The organism is Mangrovibacter sp. MFB070, from assembly GCF_000705335.1.
GTDB lineage: Bacteria > Pseudomonadota > Gammaproteobacteria > Enterobacterales > Enterobacteriaceae > Mangrovibacter > Mangrovibacter plantisponsor.
Genome location: NZ_JJMI01000001.1, coordinates 1 through 18,007, shown reverse-complemented (window position 1 = coordinate 18,007; position 18,007 = coordinate 1). Strand labels below are relative to the sequence as shown.

General features: G+C 48.7%; 19 protein-coding genes. 3 read left to right on the top strand and 16 right to left on the bottom strand.

The window, feature by feature from the left end; translation table 11 throughout:
* Positions 1–15: 15 nt before the first annotated feature.
* From fdnG to drpB, 3 genes are all read right to left on the bottom strand, one after another.
* On the bottom strand, positions 16–3,066 hold the full coding sequence (fdnG, locus tag DT73_RS00100; RefSeq protein WP_072006878.1) for a formate dehydrogenase-N subunit alpha: 3,051 nt from the start codon (positions 3,064–3,066) through the stop codon (positions 16–18).
* A 231-nt stretch (positions 3,067–3,297) separates the two neighbouring features.
* Positions 3,298–3,987 (bottom strand): phosphohydrolase, encoded by a 690-nt coding sequence (locus DT73_RS00095; RefSeq protein WP_036102200.1) that lies wholly within the window; start codon positions 3,985–3,987, stop codon positions 3,298–3,300.
* Between the two features lie 64 nt (positions 3,988–4,051).
* Positions 4,052–4,306, bottom strand: coding sequence for a cell division protein DrpB (drpB, locus tag DT73_RS00090; protein WP_036102424.1), 255 nt, complete (start codon positions 4,304–4,306; stop codon positions 4,052–4,054).
* A 680-nt stretch (positions 4,307–4,986) separates the two neighbouring features.
* Here drpB and DT73_RS00080 point away from each other — a divergent pair.
* On the top strand, positions 4,987–5,445 hold the full coding sequence (locus DT73_RS00080; protein ID WP_036102196.1) for an SgcJ/EcaC family oxidoreductase: 459 nt from the start codon (positions 4,987–4,989) through the stop codon (positions 5,443–5,445).
* 112 nt (positions 5,446–5,557) lie between these two features.
* Positions 5,558–5,848, top strand: coding sequence for a hypothetical protein (locus tag DT73_RS00075; protein WP_152552455.1), 291 nt, complete (start codon positions 5,558–5,560; stop codon positions 5,846–5,848).
* 250 nt (positions 5,849–6,098) lie between these two features.
* Here DT73_RS00075 and DT73_RS00070 read toward each other — a convergent pair whose 3' ends face one another.
* From DT73_RS00070 to DT73_RS00060, 3 genes are read right to left on the bottom strand one after another with little or no spacing between them, the layout of a single operon-like run.
* Positions 6,099–7,211 carry a DUF4056 domain-containing protein gene (locus DT73_RS00070; RefSeq protein WP_036102191.1) on the bottom strand — a complete coding sequence of 371 codons (1,113 nt, stop codon included), beginning with the start codon at positions 7,209–7,211 and terminating at the stop codon, positions 6,099–6,101.
* Positions 7,211–8,308 carry a BamA/TamA family outer membrane protein gene (locus DT73_RS00065; RefSeq protein WP_369792542.1) on the bottom strand — a complete coding sequence of 366 codons (1,098 nt, stop codon included), beginning with the start codon at positions 8,306–8,308 and terminating at the stop codon, positions 7,211–7,213. The genes DT73_RS00070 and DT73_RS00065 overlap by 1 nt, the downstream gene beginning before the upstream one ends.
* A 23-nt stretch (positions 8,309–8,331) precedes the next feature.
* Positions 8,332–9,294 (bottom strand): lipoprotein, encoded by a 963-nt coding sequence (locus DT73_RS00060; RefSeq protein ID WP_036102169.1) that lies wholly within the window; start codon positions 9,292–9,294, stop codon positions 8,332–8,334.
* Positions 9,295–9,570: 276 nt separating this feature from the next.
* Between DT73_RS00060 and DT73_RS00055 the strand changes: the two genes are divergently transcribed.
* Positions 9,571–9,771 (top strand): hypothetical protein, encoded by a 201-nt coding sequence (locus DT73_RS00055; RefSeq protein WP_152552454.1) that lies wholly within the window; start codon positions 9,571–9,573, stop codon positions 9,769–9,771.
* A gap of 12 nt (positions 9,772–9,783) precedes the next feature.
* On the opposite strand, the gene DT73_RS00050 is transcribed toward DT73_RS00055, so the two are convergent.
* The 10 genes from DT73_RS00050 to DT73_RS00005 form a co-directional block, all read right to left on the bottom strand.
* Complete coding sequence (locus DT73_RS00050; RefSeq protein WP_036102166.1) at positions 9,784–10,368, bottom strand: YSC84-related protein; 585 nt, start codon at positions 10,366–10,368, stop codon at positions 9,784–9,786.
* Between the two features lie 101 nt (positions 10,369–10,469).
* On the bottom strand, positions 10,470–11,060 hold the full coding sequence (locus tag DT73_RS00045) for a polymer-forming cytoskeletal protein (protein WP_051691226.1): 591 nt from the start codon (positions 11,058–11,060) through the stop codon (positions 10,470–10,472).
* Between the two features lie 146 nt (positions 11,061–11,206).
* Positions 11,207–12,055, bottom strand: a complete 849-nt coding sequence (locus DT73_RS00040; RefSeq protein WP_084172213.1) for an EAL domain-containing protein — start codon at positions 12,053–12,055, stop codon at positions 11,207–11,209.
* A gap of 126 nt (positions 12,056–12,181) precedes the next feature.
* Positions 12,182–12,472 carry a hypothetical protein gene (locus DT73_RS00035; protein ID WP_152552453.1) on the bottom strand — a complete coding sequence of 97 codons (291 nt, stop codon included), beginning with the start codon at positions 12,470–12,472 and terminating at the stop codon, positions 12,182–12,184.
* Positions 12,473–12,595: 123 nt separating this feature from the next.
* Positions 12,596–12,925: an RcnB family protein gene (locus tag DT73_RS00030; protein ID WP_036102160.1), complete on the bottom strand. Its 330-nt coding sequence runs from the start codon at positions 12,923–12,925 to the stop codon at positions 12,596–12,598.
* Between the two features lie 160 nt (positions 12,926–13,085).
* Positions 13,086–13,364: an ANR family transcriptional regulator gene (locus DT73_RS00025; RefSeq protein ID WP_036102157.1), complete on the bottom strand. Its 279-nt coding sequence runs from the start codon at positions 13,362–13,364 to the stop codon at positions 13,086–13,088.
* A gap of 34 nt (positions 13,365–13,398) precedes the next feature.
* Positions 13,399–14,181 carry a helix-turn-helix transcriptional regulator gene (locus DT73_RS00020; protein ID WP_160173946.1) on the bottom strand — a complete coding sequence of 261 codons (783 nt, stop codon included), beginning with the start codon at positions 14,179–14,181 and terminating at the stop codon, positions 13,399–13,401.
* 80 nt (positions 14,182–14,261) lie between these two features.
* The gene (locus DT73_RS00015; protein WP_369792541.1) at positions 14,262–14,843 is read right to left on the bottom strand and encodes a YfaZ family outer membrane protein; all 582 of its coding nucleotides are present in this window, start codon (positions 14,841–14,843) and stop codon (positions 14,262–14,264) included.
* A 491-nt stretch (positions 14,844–15,334) separates the two neighbouring features.
* Positions 15,335–15,775, bottom strand: coding sequence for a hypothetical protein (locus tag DT73_RS00010; protein ID WP_036102152.1), 441 nt, complete (start codon positions 15,773–15,775; stop codon positions 15,335–15,337).
* Positions 15,776–16,153: 378 nt separating this feature from the next.
* A partial coding sequence (locus DT73_RS00005; RefSeq protein ID WP_036102151.1) for an Ig-like domain-containing protein occupies positions 16,154–18,007 on the bottom strand: 1,854 nt, incomplete at its 5' end.

Genomic DNA, 18,007 nt, shown 5'->3' with positions numbered 1-18,007 from the left:
CGTTTATTATCTCCCTTACACCTTTTCCACATTCACGAGAAACGCCTTATATTCCGGCGTTTGTGAATTGGCATCCCCAATGCTGGGTGTCAGGGTATTTGCCAGAAAACCTTTACGGGTAGTGCCTTCAAAGCCCCAGTGGCAAGGCACACCAATGGTATCAACTGTTTTGCCATCAATTTTCAGGCGCGGAATACGTTGAGTCACCACCGCTTTAGCTTTGATATAGCCGCGTTTCGAGCTCACTTTCACTTCATCGCCCGCAACAATGCCCTTCTCTTTTGCCAGTTCACTGCCTATTTCCACAAACTGCTCTGGCTGAACAATCGCATTGAGCAACGCATGCTTGGTCCAGTGGCGGAACAGCTCGGTAATGGAATAACTGGTGGCGACATACGGGAAATCGCTGGCCGTGCCCATCATGGCTTTATCGCTGGCGTAAAGGCGCGCTACCGGGTTCCAGGTTACTGCCGGATGAAGCGGGTTCGTGCCAATTGGCGATTCAGTTGGTTCATAATGTTCCGGGAATGGCCCGTCGGCGAGTTTATCCAGCCCGAATAAATGCCCCATGCCATCCTGCATCATGATAAATGGCCCGACATTTTTCTCCGGCGCAGCCGTCACCGGGTAATCCGGCACATCCAGCCCTGCCCACTTCGAGCCATTCCACTCAATCAGAGCGCGTTTCGGGTCCCATGCTTTACCCTGTGCATCTGCCGATGCACGGTTATACAGAATGCGCCGGTTGACCGGCCAGGCCCATGCCCACCCGGATATAGCGCCAAGGCCGCTTGGGTCGGCATTATCGCGCCGTGCCATCTGGTTACCCGCCTGAGTCCAGCTACCACAGTAGATCCAGCAGAAACTGGCTGTTGAGCCATCGTCTCGCAGTTGAGCAAAACTGGCTAACTGCTCCCCTTTTTTCAGGCTGGTTTGTGTAGCTGCATCCTGAACATCCTGCACTGCATAACCACTGGCTTCCTGCGCGACTTCCTCAGGCATTGGGTCGTGCGGGTCGTTGTACTCCCAACGGGTGTTCAATACAGGTTCTGGCGCAACGCCGCCTTCCTGCCGGTACAACTCACGCAGGCGCATAAATAAATGGCCAAGAATTTTACCGTCGTTCCAGGCTTCACCTGGTGGTTGTGCTGCGGCCCAGTGCCACTGCAGCCAGCGAGATGAGTTAGCAACAGAGCCATTCTCTTCAGCAAAGCAGGAAGAAGGCAGACGGAACACCTCTGTCTGAATAGCAGCAGAATCAACCGCATTCATTTCGCCCTGGTTTTGCCAGAAGCTGGCGGTTTCAGTGCTTAATGGGTCAATCACGACCATGTATTTCAGTTTTGAAAAGGCCCGCAGCGCTTTATTTTTATCCGGGAATGCCGCCAGTGGGTTAAAGCCCTGCACCAGGCAGCCAGTGAATTTCCCTTCCGCCATCATTTCGGCCTGGGTAAGGCAGTCGTAGCTTTTATCCCACTTCGGCAGCCAGTCGTATCCCCACTGGTTGCTGGCCTGTGCCGCGTCGCCAAACATGGCTTTCATAAAGCTGACGAAAAATTTCGGTGTATTGCCCCAGTAATTGACCTGGCCTGGCAACAGCGCATGAGGTGTATTTTCCCCAAGGTACTGCTCCAGCGTGCTCTGTTTTTCTGATGGCAATTTCAGGTAACCCGGCAGGCTTTGTGAGAGCAAACCAAGATCAGTAAAGCCCTGTACGTTGGAGTGCCCTCGTAATGCGTTGATACCGCCACCAGGCATACCGATATTCCCCAGCAACAACTGAATCATTGCCGAAGCACGGATGATCTGTGCGCCATTGGTGTGGTGAGTCCAGCCCAGGGCATAAAGAATAGTTGCGGTTCTGTTTGGTACAGCGGTGGTAGCCAGTTGTTCACAAACATGCAGGAAATCTGCTTGTGAGGTACCACACAGGTTTTCGACCATTTCTGGCGTGTAACGCGCGACATGCTGTTTGAGCAGGTTAATCACACACCGCGGGTTTTGCAGCGAATCGTCACGTTGCGCCATCCCTTCATCATCCAGTGCGTAAGCCCAACTGGTTTTGTCGTATTTGTGGTGTTTTTCGTCGAAACCGCTGAACAGACCATCGTTGAAGGCGTAATCGTCGCGCACCAGCAATGCCGCATTGGTAAAGGCTTTCACATAGTCATGGTGAATTGCGTCATGGCCGAGCAGATAATTAATCACCCCGAGCAAGAACGCCGCATCCGAGCCTGCGCGGATGGGTGCGTAGCGGTCGGCAACCGACGCGGTACGGTTGAAGCGCGGGTCAACCACCAGCACCGTGGCCTTATTATGATTTTTGGCCTCCACAACCCATTTGAAACCGACCGGGTGCGCTTCTGCCGGGTTGCCGCCCATCACCAATACCACATTGGCGTTTTTGATATCGTTCCAGTTATTGGTCATAGCCCCACGACCAAAGCTGGGCGCCAATGCTGATACAGTAGGCCCGTGGCACAAACGCGCCTGGTTTTCCACAGCCAGCATTCCCAGTGCCCGTGAGAACTTCTGGTCCAGGACCCCGGTTTCATTGCTGGCAGCGGAAGAACAAAACATTGAGGTGGTCAGCCAGCGGTTGACTGTTACGCCTGAACTGTTCGTTACCTGGAAATTCGCATCGCGGTCTGCTTTCATCAGGCGTGCAATGCGATCGATTGCATCTTCCCAGCTAATACGTTGCCAGGTGTCACTACCTGGCGCGCGGTATTCTGGGTATTTGAGCCGTTGGTCGCTGTGAATATAATCCACCACCCCGGCACCTTTCGGGCACAAAGACCCGCGGCTGACCGGGTGGTCTGGATCACCCTCGACATGGAATATTGAAGAGGTGGCATTTTTCGCGCCATCACCCAGGCTGTAAATCAGCATGCCGCAACCTACTGAGCAGTAAGTGCAGTTGTTGCGGGTTTCTTTGGCCCGAATCAGTTTATATTCGCGAGTGCTGGCATGTGCAGTAACGGGTGTAAACCCCAGTGCGGCAAGGGTGGTGCCAGCCATTCCCCCTGCACAGACTTTAAAAAATCCTCTGCGATTGACTTGCATCCTTTTGCCCACATTATTTTTATTGATTAAAGTGGGTATACGGTATCAGGCAGCAGAAAATGTAAATTGATTGTAATCAATTTACGCAAAAAAAACTCCTGCTGTTACCAACATTGGTGGAAGATTAACCAATATTTTATGTCCGTAACAAAAATCACGCAAAAGGCGCAGCAAAATAAAGGCAGCCCACTGCTATGCCGTGAACTGCCTGGACGAGATATGGGCAGGAGGTTAACAGGTAAATTGCTGGCGAATGTGCTCATCAAAGCCAAGCAATTCCCCATTCAGTTCGGCACATAACTTTGCCATATAATCCACCAGGAAATTGGCATTGTGGCGCGCCAGGCTGCGCCCGGTCTCAGTTTGCATTTTAGCCGGGAGTGCGAGAAGTTTTTTGCGAAAATGGTCTAATGCAAAGCGGGTATCATCCAGCTCGCGGGCTTCAGCCATCGGGTCTTCTGCATCGAATAACGGCCTGCCCAGCGCACCAGATACATAGAAGACACGGGCAAGTCCTATTGCCCCCAGGGACTCCAGCCGGTCTGCATCCTGCACAATTTTGGCTTCTGTTGTTTGAGGCACTATCCCGGCACTGAAACTGTGCGCGGCTATTGCATGAGCGACGGCATCATAGATCTCCGCCGGGAAAGCCGGAAAATAAGTTGCCAGAATGTGCCGGGTTTTATCAGCGGCCATTCTGGATGCCAGATGGCGTTCCGGGTGGTTTTTAGGCAAATTAACCACATCATGAAAATAACATGCGGTTAACACGACCAGTGCGTTCCCTTCGTGGTGGCGCAACATCTTTTGCGCTGTGCACCAGACCCGGCGAAAATGTGATAAGTCATGGGCTGCATCATCCTGAGGCCCGTGCTGCGACAACCATTGTTCAAACTGTAACTGCCAGTCTTGTAATAACATTTTCACTCCCGAGCTGCACATGTGGCTATACGTTGCCAGCCAATGATGACACTAAAGTGACATTCTAGCGGTGACTGGCTGGCCGGGTAAACCAGACAACAACCCCCAAAACCAGAGCAATGGCACCCAATACCATTCCCCCGGCCAGGGCATCCAGCAATTTGCCGGAAAATGTACCATGAACGTTACCAGGAACAGGCTGAACAGCACTGACTACCCAGAAATAACGCAAAATAGCCCACAGGGCATAAAGGCAAAAAATCCAGAAAGCACATAACGCCAGTTTGCCGCCCAGGTCGCGGCGCGGTTTATTATCCATAACAGTCTGTTTCTCATGCAAAATCATCAGTTAATTGCCCATTGCAGGCTAATGTGATTTATATCACATTTAATATTCAATGAGGCCAGTTTCCTCTTCGCTGGCAACGAAACCGGATTTTTCTGTGTTTCTGGCGCACTGCCCTCCCTGTCCAACACCATAAAATAGCGGGAAGACTGGTAAATGTTTAATTTTTATTCGCCAGTTACCCTCAGTGCGTGATTTCATGCTGCATGCGATTTCTTAAACGGAATAAAGATTATTTTTGCATTTTGTGCTATCCAGATACTATTCACGCAGGCTTTTTCATGGAATAATCAATTCGTTATTGCCTTTTTATTCCACTGTATATTCCTGACGATTCAACTCGTTTTCAGGTTTACTGGCTCATCAGGTGGCTTATAGCTACTCGGGTTAGTATTGCCCGGACAAGTTGAACCGTCAGGTGATTGTGATTACGCCAACTGGCGGGCCTGTGCATATACTGGCAGGCCGATTATTTATTTTTCAGCATATTTTCTTTTAATGTTACGCAAAAACATTTACCTGCAGCAAACAGCCCACGAAAAAACTGACAATAAAAAATACAACCACGCACATTTAAACATGTGTAAAGGCAGTATATTCCCCACACGTTATTCTTTAATCTCTTGCCTGCCTATATATGGAGAGAAGAATAAATGATTTTACGCACTGGAATTGCCCTGTTTAGTTTAATTGCCTCTATGAATAGTATTGCAGCAGAAAAAATTACGTGTACGGATAGCGACATTCCGGAAATAGAAGCACGGTTTACTGTCTGGAATAATGCATTACAAACTGGTGATGCTCAGCAAGTTGCTGCGTTATATACCCGCGATGCCGTCTTACTGCCAACGGTTTCAAACCAGGTTCGCCTCACCAATGATCAGCGAGTAGATTATTTTGAACATTTTTTAGAAAAAAAGCCGGTTGGGGAAATTAACCAGCGCACTGTGCGCCTCGGTTGCAATACGGCAATTGACAGCGGTATTTATACTTTTACCTTTAGCGATAACACAACCATTCAGGCTCGGTATACATTCACTTACGACTACGTTGATAACCAGTGGCTGATTTCCTCACACCACTCATCCGCTATGCCTGAAGGGCAGTCCTGAGTAATGAGGCCGGGTCTGGCATAACCTGGCGTTCCACCAGATGAAAACATGACGGGCACACTGTTGTGCCCGTTGCTATTACCCCGCCACAGTTAATGGTGAGGCGGTGGAGGTGGCGGAGTCGTATGGCCGCCATCATGATTTCCTTCGTGCGGCCCGTTATCATGATGTGAGTCGTTATCGTGATGTGGTCCGTTATCGTGATGTGGTCCGTTATCGTGATGTGGTCCGTTATCGTGATGTGGCCCGTTATCATGATGTGACTCATTTCCATAGTGATGACCATTATCATGATGGTGTTTGTCATTATGGTGGCCATTATTATCATGGTGGTTCTTATCATGGTGTTCGTTATGATGTGGCGGCGGTGGCGGGTTATGTGCTCCATAAACGACTGGTGTAAACACAAACACCAGCAGAGCGGGCAACATCGCTATTTTACTCACAGCTTAATCCTTAGAAATTATCTACAACGTGCGGCCATCCTGGCATAAATAAGCGTTAAACATAATAAAACGGGATTGAATTGAGAGTTTTCAAATTCCAGTTCACATCACAGACAAAAAATAATCTTTAACAATCAAAATATATTATTTTGATTCATAATGCGTGTTAATTTATATCACATAATAACTAACCTGTTTAAACCATTGTTACCTGGTTACCTGTCTACTGCCAGTTTGTTTATGCTCAAGACTGTCTGCTCTTTTTGCTATTTCAGCTAATTGAACAAAATCAGCTGGCGCATAAAATGCCGCTGGGGAAGGCAATGCTTTCATTGACTCCCCCGGGTAGATTTCCAATTCGCCAAGCTGACTGAGAACGGCCCCGTTAACCCGCCCGGGGAGCTGAAGTAAGTATGGTTTCCGGTCTTCTCCCGGTACAGTTAAAGGCTGGCGCTGCGCCCTGAGATCATAGTTACGCCGCAACACAAGGTATTTATCCGGCACCCTGCGCGTACTGTCCCACCAGACACCATCCACAGAACTGAACCTTTCCTCCGTTTCCTTACGGCTCACCGCCCCCAACCGTAATAACGCCTGCGACAAGCGGGCATCCATCGAATTGTTGTACTGCGTTACGGAACCCGCCTCTCCGCGTAAAATAACCGCTATTGCAAGGCGGGCTCCCAATAAATTTGAATAAAGATCTTCCGGCGAAAATGCCGATATAGCTTCAGGAAAACCTGAAACGGACTGATAACCATACCATTGGGCTATCTCGTGCCATTGAGCCAACTGAAATGCCAGTTGCCCGGCAAGCCAGGCAGAAACACGGTACCGCTCTGCACGCATTGCCGGGGGAGTGAAACTATAAAGCTGAATCCGGCGCACCCCCAACTCCTCACTCAGAAAGAGCCGCCACTCCTGGCCTAACCTGGGGTAAATTTGCGTGAACAAATAGAACGTATTGTCAGCAGTGTCCCTGACATGTGCGATATCAATAAACCCACCGTGATGCGTATAAATAATCCCATTGCGTTCACGGCCAAGCCCTGAGAGAGCCACCAGCGCCGCAAAATGTGAATCATTATAGTGGTGATGCCCGGGATTATCCGCTGAGAATATATTATCGACACGGTAAAACGGTACCGGCAGACTGCCTATCTTAACCTTCAGGCCATTGCCAAATGCGCAGCATGGGCGTAATGCCGATGGCGCAGCCAGGTGTTCTGCAGTTACAACCGGGGCATTGTTAATTACCGGTTCCCCACTCACTGTGTTACACCACAGGATAAAAATCAGTATCACTAACCTGGTGTACATCAAAATGCCTCCGCTACCTGGAAATAAAACCCGGCGCTATCTCTGCCAACACCCAAATCCAGGCGAACATTCATATCCGGTTTCACTTCGAACCGGTAACCTGCCCCCACTGTGGGGAGTAAAGGATGGTGAAATAAATTCTGTGTTTTATCCCCAATCGCCCCCATACCGGCCCACAGAACAATGCCATGCCGCCAGGACATTTTTTGCCGGTATTCTATCTGGACGCTCACTACATCATTATCCCGGTAGCGCCCCGGGTAATAACCTCGCAGCCGGTGGTCATCTCCGGCCTGAGGCAATCTGTTCCACGGGATATCGCCATGGGCAAATTGCCCCCACGTATCCAGTGCCAGCACTCGCCTGGCATCAAGAGGGAAAAAAACGTCGTACTGTAATTCAGTGACGGAAAATCGCGTATCCGCCCCCATTTTTGGGTCAAAGAAACGCAACTCCATATTGAAAAACTGCCCCTGCTGAGGACGGGTTATCACGTCCCGAGAGTCGTAATTCAGACTGAACGTTATGCCAGAACTGACGGATGAATTTGGTAGAGTTGATTTGCCGTTTTCCGGATGGTCAAAACGAGCATGTTGTGCCGAGTAGTCCCAGCCGATACCCAGATAGAAGTGGTCTGCAAGCTGGCGTAATAACTGTGGGTGTATCCGCAACGACGTATCATAGTAATTTTGGGCAGTACCTTGTGCGGCGTCATAACCCACTCCCCAAAATTTTGTCGGTATATTGGCAATGTTACCGTCCACAAAAAGCCGCCAGCGGTCACCAGCAAAAAAGGTGTAGTTATGAACACCTACCCCCGAAGCACCACTGGTGCTGACAAACCCGGTGAAAGAAATGGCGGAATTTTGTGTTGTAGTGTCATCTGGCGGGGTGACGCGGTATACCCCTGCAATGGCAGCGCCCATGCCAAGGCGTAGTTCCGGCGTATAAAAAGGCCCGGGCAACACACTCCAGGCTACGTTATCACCCGCCAGAGGCGCTCTGTCGGCTCCCAGTTGGTTCAACAGCGTATCGACAGTCTCCCGGTTGAGCGTTGCACTGTGTGAGAGGCCACACCCAAGGCTTAGCAGGCTCACAATGAGTTGCGTCCCCCTGCCCATCAGAACCGATATTCACCGGCTATAAAGAAGCTGTTTCGCTCATCAAACCCGACCTCAGCCAGGATATTGAAATTTTGCGTGATTTCATATTGCATCCCCACCAGAAGATTCCATGGGGAAGTCAGGTGCTGGTTTACAGCAAAACGCCCCTGGCCGTTTTGGTTGACACTGTTAATTAAAGGCACCAAAACGGCTGGCATAGATAAATCAGCCAGGCTGCCTTTAAACTCCTGCTGCACATCCTGATACATGCTGCCAACCCACAGGCTTAAATGGGAAGGCCCAGCAATGCCGGTAAAATGAAAGCGATAACCCACGCGTGGCGACACAGTCAGCGCTGAAATTTTGCCATCCAGAATGTCAAAATCGGTACGGGTATAATTGGTGTCAACCAGAGCAAACCAGTCGTTATAGCCACCAGCAAGCGTCACCCCTCCGCCCCAGGTCATACCTTTAAACTTAAGTTTGAAATCAATATTCTGTAATTCACCACTCTGGTGCATCCGGTGGACAGACTGAGCAATGAGGTGGTCAATGCCACTAAAGTTTGCAGGATTTGCATCAACGGAAACTGTTGAAATGGATGCCCCTTGTGTATTGCCGAGAAGGCCATATACATTCAGAAAGGGGAAAACCCATAGATCAAGGCGGATATTGTCTGTCGTACTGTGCTCACGAGTATTGCCGACATCAATCGCGAACATATCCACGGGTATAGGGTGAGAGCCCAGACTTAACCCGGAAAATGTAATGCTATCAACATCCACGTTCTGGCGGATATTCATATGGCTGACATTAATGCCAACAGGTTCCGGTAACTCATAGCCACGAGCTGTTGCTTCTTCGCCCCAGACCGGGAAGAAAGAGGTATCCGAGGACTGCGGTGTTTTGTCACTTTCTGCATAACACAATTTGCTTGCCAGCAATTGTAGTATGAGCAAAGCCCAAAAGGATGTTCTCATTATTAGTTACCTACTAACATACAGGCACAAATACAGCTATTCAGAGAAAAATTCATATCTGATATATACAGTTGTTTTCATAAATGGGGGGGATTATCACACGGAGAATAGCATTTTGTTTTCACGAACCGCACAAGCAACCAGCCAAACCAATATGCCAACCAAATGACTGAGGCACTGATTCTAAATGAGGTTATCACTTTGGTTCAATTCATTATGGATAATTATAATTATGAATAAAAATAATTACCCACCCCGATAGAGCGGAGTATGCTGGTGACCCATATTATTTACTGGAAAGAGAAAACTATGTGGCAGACATGGACAATTATTGGGTTATTAGCCATCTGTGTTATCTACAATTGGGTGGAAAACAAGTATCACAAACGTAACCACGCAACAGGTGATAAAAATAAAGATGTTTCGGTATCACAATACAGGGCCAATAACCCAGAAAAAGTAAACAAGCAACGTTAAACTACAACCCGGTTATTTATTCAAATCACTGTCCGGCCAGTATTTATAACCATTCAGCATAGCCTGAACCGCCAGGCCCTTCTCCGTGATTTCGTAAACACTCACTTTGGCTGGTAATGCAGCGGAATCAGGAGCGACACCTTTTGCCGTTGCTCCGGCGGAACTCCCTTTGTCTTTATACTGTGCCGCAGCATTAGCATCGGCCCCGACTACATAACCATTGCTAATAAACTTATCCAGAGAATCTCTGTCATGAAAAACCATAACGGAGCTTAATTGCTTAACACCAATCCCTACACCTGCGCCGCCTTGTGCCATTTTCATGTAGGTATCTCTTCCGCTACGCATATCTCTGACAACACCATAACCACTACCAAAACCAACAAGGAATATTTTACTGCTGTTCGCGGTAAAAACAGCGTAACCTTGAGCGTGTTTTATCTCGCTACGCGCTTCAGGGTGGAGTGTATATAACTTCGTTAGCGTCTCCGTACGCATTTTTTGTATTGATGCACGTTGCTGGCTGGCGGTATCGCCTTCGGCACTACACCCGGCGATAGCCAGTATTGACACTAATAGCAGTAATTTGTATTTCATAATACATGGGTTCCTGTAACACGGTTGTCGTAAAATAGTTGTCGTAATATTGTTATTGAATAACATTACCACCCGGGTGCGGGCAATTGCCTGCACCAGACCTAAACTTCTTTTGCAATGTCTTGCTCAGACGAAAAATCCACAATATTTGCTGTTGGGCAATCTGAATTGTGTGCCATGTCCCCAGCCAGCACGCCCCCCTGAACAATAGACAGTGTGCTGTAACGTAGCCGCCCTTCTACACGCCCATTTTCACAAATTTCAACATGTTCAGCACAACTCTCGCCATGTACTGAGCCATCAACAATAAGTGACTGTGATTCAACATTCCCTGTCACTGAACCATTGTGCATCACACTAATTTTTCCTTCCCGGGCATAAATATTTCCGGTTACAGTACCGTAAATATAGACCTGCCCTGACGCTGTGATGTTTCCGTCAAAACATACGCCCTGAGCAATAACAGTACCATGCGGGCTGCCACTGTTTTTTTCTAATACCGGAAGATGTACCTCTTGCTGCGATTTCTTTTTACCAAACATCCCTGGTGTTACCTTTTTCAAATAGTGAAGAATAAATGCCGTACCTGACAACACTGCCAACAGTACGGTTGTGTGTATTTGGTAGAATACCCAACTGGTCAGGGCGCTGATCCAGCACAACAACCCCAAATCAATGAAAATGAAATCCATCACAGTTAACTGCCCACAAAACCTGACCAGGTGACCTGGCAGTCAGTTACAAGAAGTGCTGCATTATGAAATACACATGCAGGCCGGTATTAAAAAAATTTAGCTACTATTTTCAGTAACCACGCCCGGCACATTTAAGGTAAATATCAACCGTCACTACTAACAATAGCAAAAGACTTACCGGCCTGGCGTATAAATTGCTCGGCCTGTTCACCCGCAACCGGTGGGGAGAAATAAAACCCCTGAGCACTATTGCAACCAGTTAGTTGTAATATATTCATTTCTTCTTGATGCTCAATACCTTCGGCAACAATGCCATAGTTCAACGCACTAAGTAACCGTACCGTATGCTGCAATATTTTTACATCCACAGCGTCATGGCGAATATTTTTTATGAGTGAGCGATCCAGTTTAATGATATCTAAAGGCAGTGCCCCCAGGCAGCCAATATTGCTGTAACCCGCGCCAAAGTCATCCAAAGCAATCCGTACACCAGCACTGCGTAGCACGTTAAGGCATGTTACTACTGCCTCATTTTGCAGCAGGCTTGCAGTTTCAATACACTCAATAATCAGTAAGTTCCCGGCTATACCCGCCTTAGTAAGGCAACCAATAATGTATTCTGCAAACCCCGGGGAAGACAGGTCGGTTGCGAAAACATTTACCGAAACTGGTAGCAATACCAGCCCTTTGCCCTTCCACTGGGTGAGCTGTGCTAAGACCAGAGTAATAACATGCCGGGTCAGCAAACGGCTCAACCCCTGTTTTTCAGCCTGTTGAACAAATTCTGCTGGCTTTATCCAGCCTTTTACCGGGTGGTGCCAGCGCACCAGCGCCTCCATACTGGTTATTTTACCAGTCTGCAAGTTTATGATTGGCTGCCAGTGCATACACAATTCTCTCTGGCTATTTAACGCATTAGCCAGCGCCTGCATGTGACCATCTGCCACCCGGGGGAACATTCCAACAAAAGGGAATATATACTCTGGCCGCATAACTTCTTCTCTCTCTTTTATCTCGGTTATAAATAAAGCTGAGATGCAGGTTAAGTAGCAACACTACCGGGATACCACTACAGCAGGAATACACGGTGCTATACCCTGATTCCTGTTATTGGTTATTCACAACCATTCGCCAGTCGACAGAAAACGATACATCGCCGCTTTCTGTGTAGGTAAAAAAAACATCATAACCTGCCATGGTAATTTCATTACGTATTGTTGCCAGATGTTCCCGGCCACCAGTACTGTCAGTACTGGATAATCAGCACATGGCATTTCAATCCGAATATTCCCCAACTTATGATTTTCCGTTGCCCGCAACATCCTGACAATTTCGCTTTTAAACTGGCGTATTTCTTTCATCACCTGGTGGCGGTGCTCGACACATGACTTCTGATATGTCTGGTTCAAAAATATGGCCCTGGGTATAATCATTCTGTTTCCTCAGAGGCGTTATGTTGAAGACGGGTTATCTGGCAAGCCTCCCTACACGCCTGGTTGAGCTATATCTTTTCAGGCAGTTATTCACCACAATTAACTCTGAGGATAAAAAATATCATGCTGATAAGCTTTGATGATGCGCCCTGTTTTATTGTCCAGTAGCACATAGGTTTCCCCCATATACGTCCAGTGATTTTCAGCGCCCGGCACAGGTAAATTCCGAACTTTCCATGCAGTGATGATATAGGGTTTAGTAAGGTAAAGCGCCGGAGCCAGGTCTCCCGGGTGGTAACGGGTAAAATCAGCCATAAATTCACTAACGCTGTACTTCTCGCTATTCTGGTTATTGCTTCTTTCGTTCTGTGCGTAAACACTACCCGGTAATATAGTTAACAACAGCAACAGAAAGTGACTGTATTTCAAAATAACCTCCCTGGTATTTATGGATGTTCGTTATCTTCTTTTTGGCTATAGTCAAATACTGGTAACGACAACTTCAAATAAATTGCCAGCACCCGGGAAGAAAAACAGACAGCAATGTGATCACCATGGCCTGCTTTTGAGACACAAACAGGTTCCATAGTTACAATACGTCCTGGCGGCAACACTGCGGCAAACTACTGCGACCGTATTCATCAGCTATTTCAAGCAAATGGCACATATGAGCACAATGCAAATAACGCCCTTCAGCCCAGTTGCGGTTAACATCCAAACGCGCCAGGACCTTCGCTTCCAGCCACAGCTCTGCTGCCGCGTTAAATTTACAAGACTGCTCCTGCCCCCGCGCTTTATCCGCCATACGGTTATAGGTCACTTTATCGTTTTGCGGCGCTGCACCCGATACCGCTAAGGCATTACCCATAGTGATTCCACTCTGTTTCATTTCAAATTACATTTCAGGTTAAAAGATGGCAGACTGGCCGGTTGAGGCAGCACCCATCCTGAATTTCGGGTGCTTCCAACATGCAGGCAGCCTGTATTGTTAAATACGGTTTCAGGTTTATGGGGTGTGTTTCAGTGCACTCACTCAACTTTTTCACTGGTACATTTACTTTGCAGATCTTCCCCACCTCTGGCTGCAAAATATGTTTTTCCATGCATATCCGAAAATGCAGCTCTGCGCGGGAAAACACATTCAGTTTATGCATCAACCCATGTTTGTAACGGCTGATAGTTTTTACATTCAGCCCGCTAATGGCGGCTATCGTTTTCATGGGGTAGCCAGCCAGTAAGTAACGCAACGTGCGCTGCTCATTGCGAGTGAGCCAGGAGGGAGCACGGCTGCGTAAAACATGCAGAGGTACGATTTCCCACATAACCTGCCAGTTATTTTTACGCTGAGTGCCTGAGAAATCGCTCAGGTAGCTAATGATATACCTGGCAATCAGGCGCATTTCCGGTAACGAAAGACGGGCGTTAATAATAAATATGCGCCCCTCTTTTACTCGTAATTTTGCCCGGCAAGAATTTGCTGGCATAGACTCCAGCACCACACACGCGCCAGCTGAATAACCAGGTGTGGAGACCATGTGGTCATACTGAAGCTTGCTGCATGGCATGCTGCGGGAAACAACATGAACGAAAGAATTCCCGCGCCACTGTGCCTGAAGCTGGCTGCTCAATAACTCAGTAAAGCCAACAGCAGCCAGTGAGTTATCATGAATAAAAGTGGGTCGCACAAAAATGAGCCTCAGGTTGTACAACAGAATTGGTGGGCGGCCTGTGGCTCGCCCAATAGTCATTCACCGCGTGAACGGGTTCAGAACCCCACTTCTCCCCCCAGATACATACCATCGGCAAGTTTACGGCTGCGACGCCCGTCTTTACCGGCCAGATCAATGTACCGGTAACCAACAGACAGCGTGACTGGCCGAACAATCGCCCAGCGTAAACCTGCATCCATTTCCCGGTAGTGGTCAACCTCACTGGATAATGAGTCTGGTGAATAGTACCCCTCGCCGAAAATGGTAAATTTTTGGGTGATGTTCCAGGCGAGCCGGCTGCCTATTGCCAGTGCATAACCGTCGTCTTCACCACGCGGATGCAGGTAAAGTAATTTCCCGCCAGCAGAAATCATAAAGCTGCCCAGTGGCAGGCCGAACCCTAGTTCCATTCCGCCCCGGTCACCGTCATTGTCGTTATGCGCCCAGGTCAGTTGGGAATAAAACCCTGGCGTTTCCTTGCCCATATCCACCCGCACATCGGTGTAATGTTCCCCAGCCTGCAGGCCAAGGCTTATCGCGCTGGCTGCAAAGGAAGTACCCAGTAGCGCAGGCAGTAGTAAACCAAGCGTACAAGAATGCATCAGAGCGCGGTTGCGGGGTGTAAAACGTGTTTTCATTGTTGCGTTGCCATCCTGGTGTTAACAGTAATTTTCGATTTTCCTTTCAGTGCATCTCAGTGCATCAGTACGCCCGGCGTTCCACACGCCAGCCAGGAAAATATAATTATGTAAAAGCTAATAAATACGTAGCCAACTCAGTTAAAATCGCCCAGAGCCAATTATATTGGTGGTAATTGGCTTACCGGGAAGACCGCCCAATATTTATCATAAACAGGCCACAGCTACCGCACAGGCAGGGAAATATCCGGATAACCATACGGGCCAGGTGATTATCCATAATAACCACTTACCATTTCAAATTAAAAGGCGCACATAAAACCAGCAACAAAAATAAAATCTCATGCTGCCCGGCGAGAATTCTGAATTAGTATTTTTTGTACCATCGCATATTAAAATCAATAATAATAAAATCCGCACCATATTTTACTATGCCCGGGTGGAGGTTTCCCGGCATGGAGGTCAACAGTAACCCGCATCAACGGCACCGGTTACAAAATGTCCTGCTTATTAAAGATATCATCTACCAGGATTATGCCCTCCTGGGTGAGCAAACAGCTTTCAACTCGCCACCCCAGACTAATTAAAAACCAGATGTCATCACTATTCCTGACACTCTGGTGAGAATAGTCAGCGCCTTCTTTTTCAAGCTGGCTTAACTCAGCACCTGAAATTGACTGAACATTTTCTCCGGTTAGTGCTGGTGCAATAAATTCATACACCACACTTTTTGCGCCTTCATCAATATAGACCCGCTCAAACTGGAGATGCTTACCCACGAGGGCTCCCCTGGTTCGGGAAGATAAACTCATAGCCTGGTCTTTCATGCGTTGAATATGCTGTACATAGTGCAGTCTTTGATGGCCGTTACCAAATTCAGCGGCACTGCGCACCGGCCTGTCATTGGCGGTTACTTTTAGCACCATTACCATGGCAGCGATAACTCCTATGCTGCCTATATTTTTCCAGTTAATATTCGTTTCCTCCCGGCAAGACTGTATGGCGCCATACCATTTTAGAAAATGGAATAATCACCACTAATATTTTGTTGCTGAAATTTGACTGGCAATACCCGTTCATACAGATATTTTGCGCTGGCAATAAAATAAACAAACGGCATCAGACAGCAATTGATATATATCAACAGAATAAACACCGTGATTATTTACAGCCTGTTTTAAGAATTCGCGCCATATATGTTGCATAATTGCAACTTTCAGTCTCACTGACTTTAACTCACAAAAAAAAGCACACTGCCAAAGTAATTGACAGTGTGCCAGTGGTTATATCTTACGACCAGCCAGAATTACTTATGGCGTGGCGGTAAATTGCATTTCATGAGAATACGCTTTTGAGTAGACATAAAACCCGGTAAACCTCATCCCGGCAGGAACTGTCCAGCTCCCTCTCTGGATACTCGAAGTAGAACCCGAGCTACCACAAACGAAGTCAGCAGCATCGCTGTAGTGGATAGTCAGTTTGGAGATAGTCACGCCCCCTGGTTCATAGGAAAAATTCCCCCATTCCACATCCACTGATGTCACATTTTCCGTACTGGTTTGCCGGGCAGTACCACCGGTACCTCCGGTTACCCCCTGGCTTGGGGTCCCCATGGCATCCACAATTGATCCGCAGCGGAATGCCAGCATATTATCTGAACTAACCTGATACAGTTTGGAGTTATCTCCGGCCCGGCGTTCACCGAATACTTCTGACCAGTCCGGGTCAACCACAGTCAGGCTGCCCTGAGAAGACATGGCTCCGTTGGTGGCAATAATGTTTGCCGAACCTGCACTAACGCCAGTCGCCAGACCAGAACTGCTGACTGTTGCTACCGCGTCGCTGCTGCTGCTCCATGTCACTTCATCTGAAACATCAACATCAGCGCCTTCTATCACTGCTGTTGCGGTGAATTGCAGGTTATCGCCTGGTATCACGTATTCACTGGTCGGTGTGACAGTCAGTGATGTCCAGTTAACCACCAGTTCCACCTGAGTGCTGATTGACAGTGCGGTTCCGTCAACTTTTGGTGTCACTGTTGCCATACCGGTTTCACTGCCTTTCAGCGTCGCTTCATAAACCCCCGGGTCAGACGCGCTTTCTGTGATAGTCCCAACGGTTGTGCCAGTTACCCCTGTAACATCAAAGGTAATATCTGCTGCCCTGCCCGTTATTGCGTTATCCAGCTCATCCTTCAGTGTTAACTGCACCAGTGCAGTGGTTGTGTTGTCTGCCGGGATGCTTTCTGGCGTTGCCGTGATTGATGACTTCGTGTCATCCGGTGTGAACGCCATAAAATTGGTGCTGGCATTCTGGCTGCTGCCGTTAATTGCCGCAGTAACCACTGTGGCGCCGGACGTGGTGTTGGTCAGCGTCACAGAGGCTTCCCCGCTGGCGTTGGTATCTGCAGTTGGTGGGATGGTAGCGCCGTTATTTGCACTGAAGTTTACCGTCACGCCCGGTACCGGGTTGCCGGTGGCATCGGTAACCGTCGCTTTCACCGCGTTGGTGTCCTCGCCGTCAGCTTGCGCATCGTTGTCGGTCACCACCAGCGCGCCATCAATGATCTCGGCCGTGGTGTCATCCGGCACAAAGGTGGCGGTGACATCCTGGCTGCTACCGTTAATAGTTGCGGTAACCACCGTGGCTCCGGCTGCCGTATTGGTCAGGGTCACTGCGGCAACGCCGAGAACGTTGGTGTCTGCACTGGCAGGGATCGTGGCTCCGTTATCCGCGCTGAAGGTGACTGTCACACCCGGTACCAGGTTGCCGGAGGCATCGGTTACCGTCGCTTTCACCCTGTTGTGATCAGTGCCATTTGCCTTCGCGTTATCCTTCGTGACCACCAGGGCACCATCGATAATTTCCGCAGTGGTGTCATCCGGCACAAAGGTGGTGGTGACGTCCTGGCTGCTGCCGTTGATCGTCGCCGTCACTACCGTGGCACCGGAGGTGGTGTTGGTCAGGGTGACCGTGGCAACACCGCTGGCGTCTGTGTCCGCGCTGGGCGGGATGGTAGCACCGTTACCGGCACTGAAGGTGACCGCCACACCCGGAACCGGGTTGCCGGAGGCATCGGTTACCGTCGCTTTCACCGCATTGGTGTCCACACCGTCTGCTTTGGCATCGTTGTCGGTCACGACCAGGGCGCCGTCGATAATTTC

Excerpts from the sequence above, each read along its gene's own strand:
- fdnG (WP_072006878.1), bottom strand. The coding sequence starts at position 3,066 with ATGCAAGTCAATCGCAGAGGATTTTTTAAAGTCTGTGCAGGGGGAATG.
- DT73_RS00095 (WP_036102200.1), bottom strand. The coding sequence starts at position 3,987 with ATGTTATTACAAGACTGGCAGTTACAGTTTGAACAATGGTTGTCGCAG.
- drpB (WP_036102424.1), bottom strand. The coding sequence starts at position 4,306 with ATGGATAATAAACCGCGCCGCGACCTGGGCGGCAAACTGGCGTTATGT.
- DT73_RS00080 (WP_036102196.1), top strand. The coding sequence starts at position 4,987 with ATGATTTTACGCACTGGAATTGCCCTGTTTAGTTTAATTGCCTCTATG.
- DT73_RS00070 (WP_036102191.1), bottom strand. The coding sequence starts at position 7,211 with ATGTACACCAGGTTAGTGATACTGATTTTTATCCTGTGGTGTAACACA.
- DT73_RS00060 (WP_036102169.1), bottom strand. The coding sequence starts at position 9,294 with ATGAGAACATCCTTTTGGGCTTTGCTCATACTACAATTGCTGGCAAGC.
- DT73_RS00050 (WP_036102166.1), bottom strand. The coding sequence starts at position 10,368 with ATGAAATACAAATTACTGCTATTAGTGTCAATACTGGCTATCGCCGGG.
- DT73_RS00045 (WP_051691226.1), bottom strand. The coding sequence starts at position 11,060 with ATGGATTTCATTTTCATTGATTTGGGGTTGTTGTGCTGGATCAGCGCC.
- DT73_RS00040 (WP_084172213.1), bottom strand. The coding sequence starts at position 12,055 with ATGCGGCCAGAGTATATATTCCCTTTTGTTGGAATGTTCCCCCGGGTG.
- DT73_RS00025 (WP_036102157.1), bottom strand. The coding sequence starts at position 13,364 with ATGGGTAATGCCTTAGCGGTATCGGGTGCAGCGCCGCAAAACGATAAA.
- DT73_RS00015 (WP_369792541.1), bottom strand. The coding sequence starts at position 14,843 with ATGAAAACACGTTTTACACCCCGCAACCGCGCTCTGATGCATTCTTGT.
- DT73_RS00010 (WP_036102152.1), bottom strand. The coding sequence starts at position 15,775 with ATGGTAATGGTGCTAAAAGTAACCGCCAATGACAGGCCGGTGCGCAGT.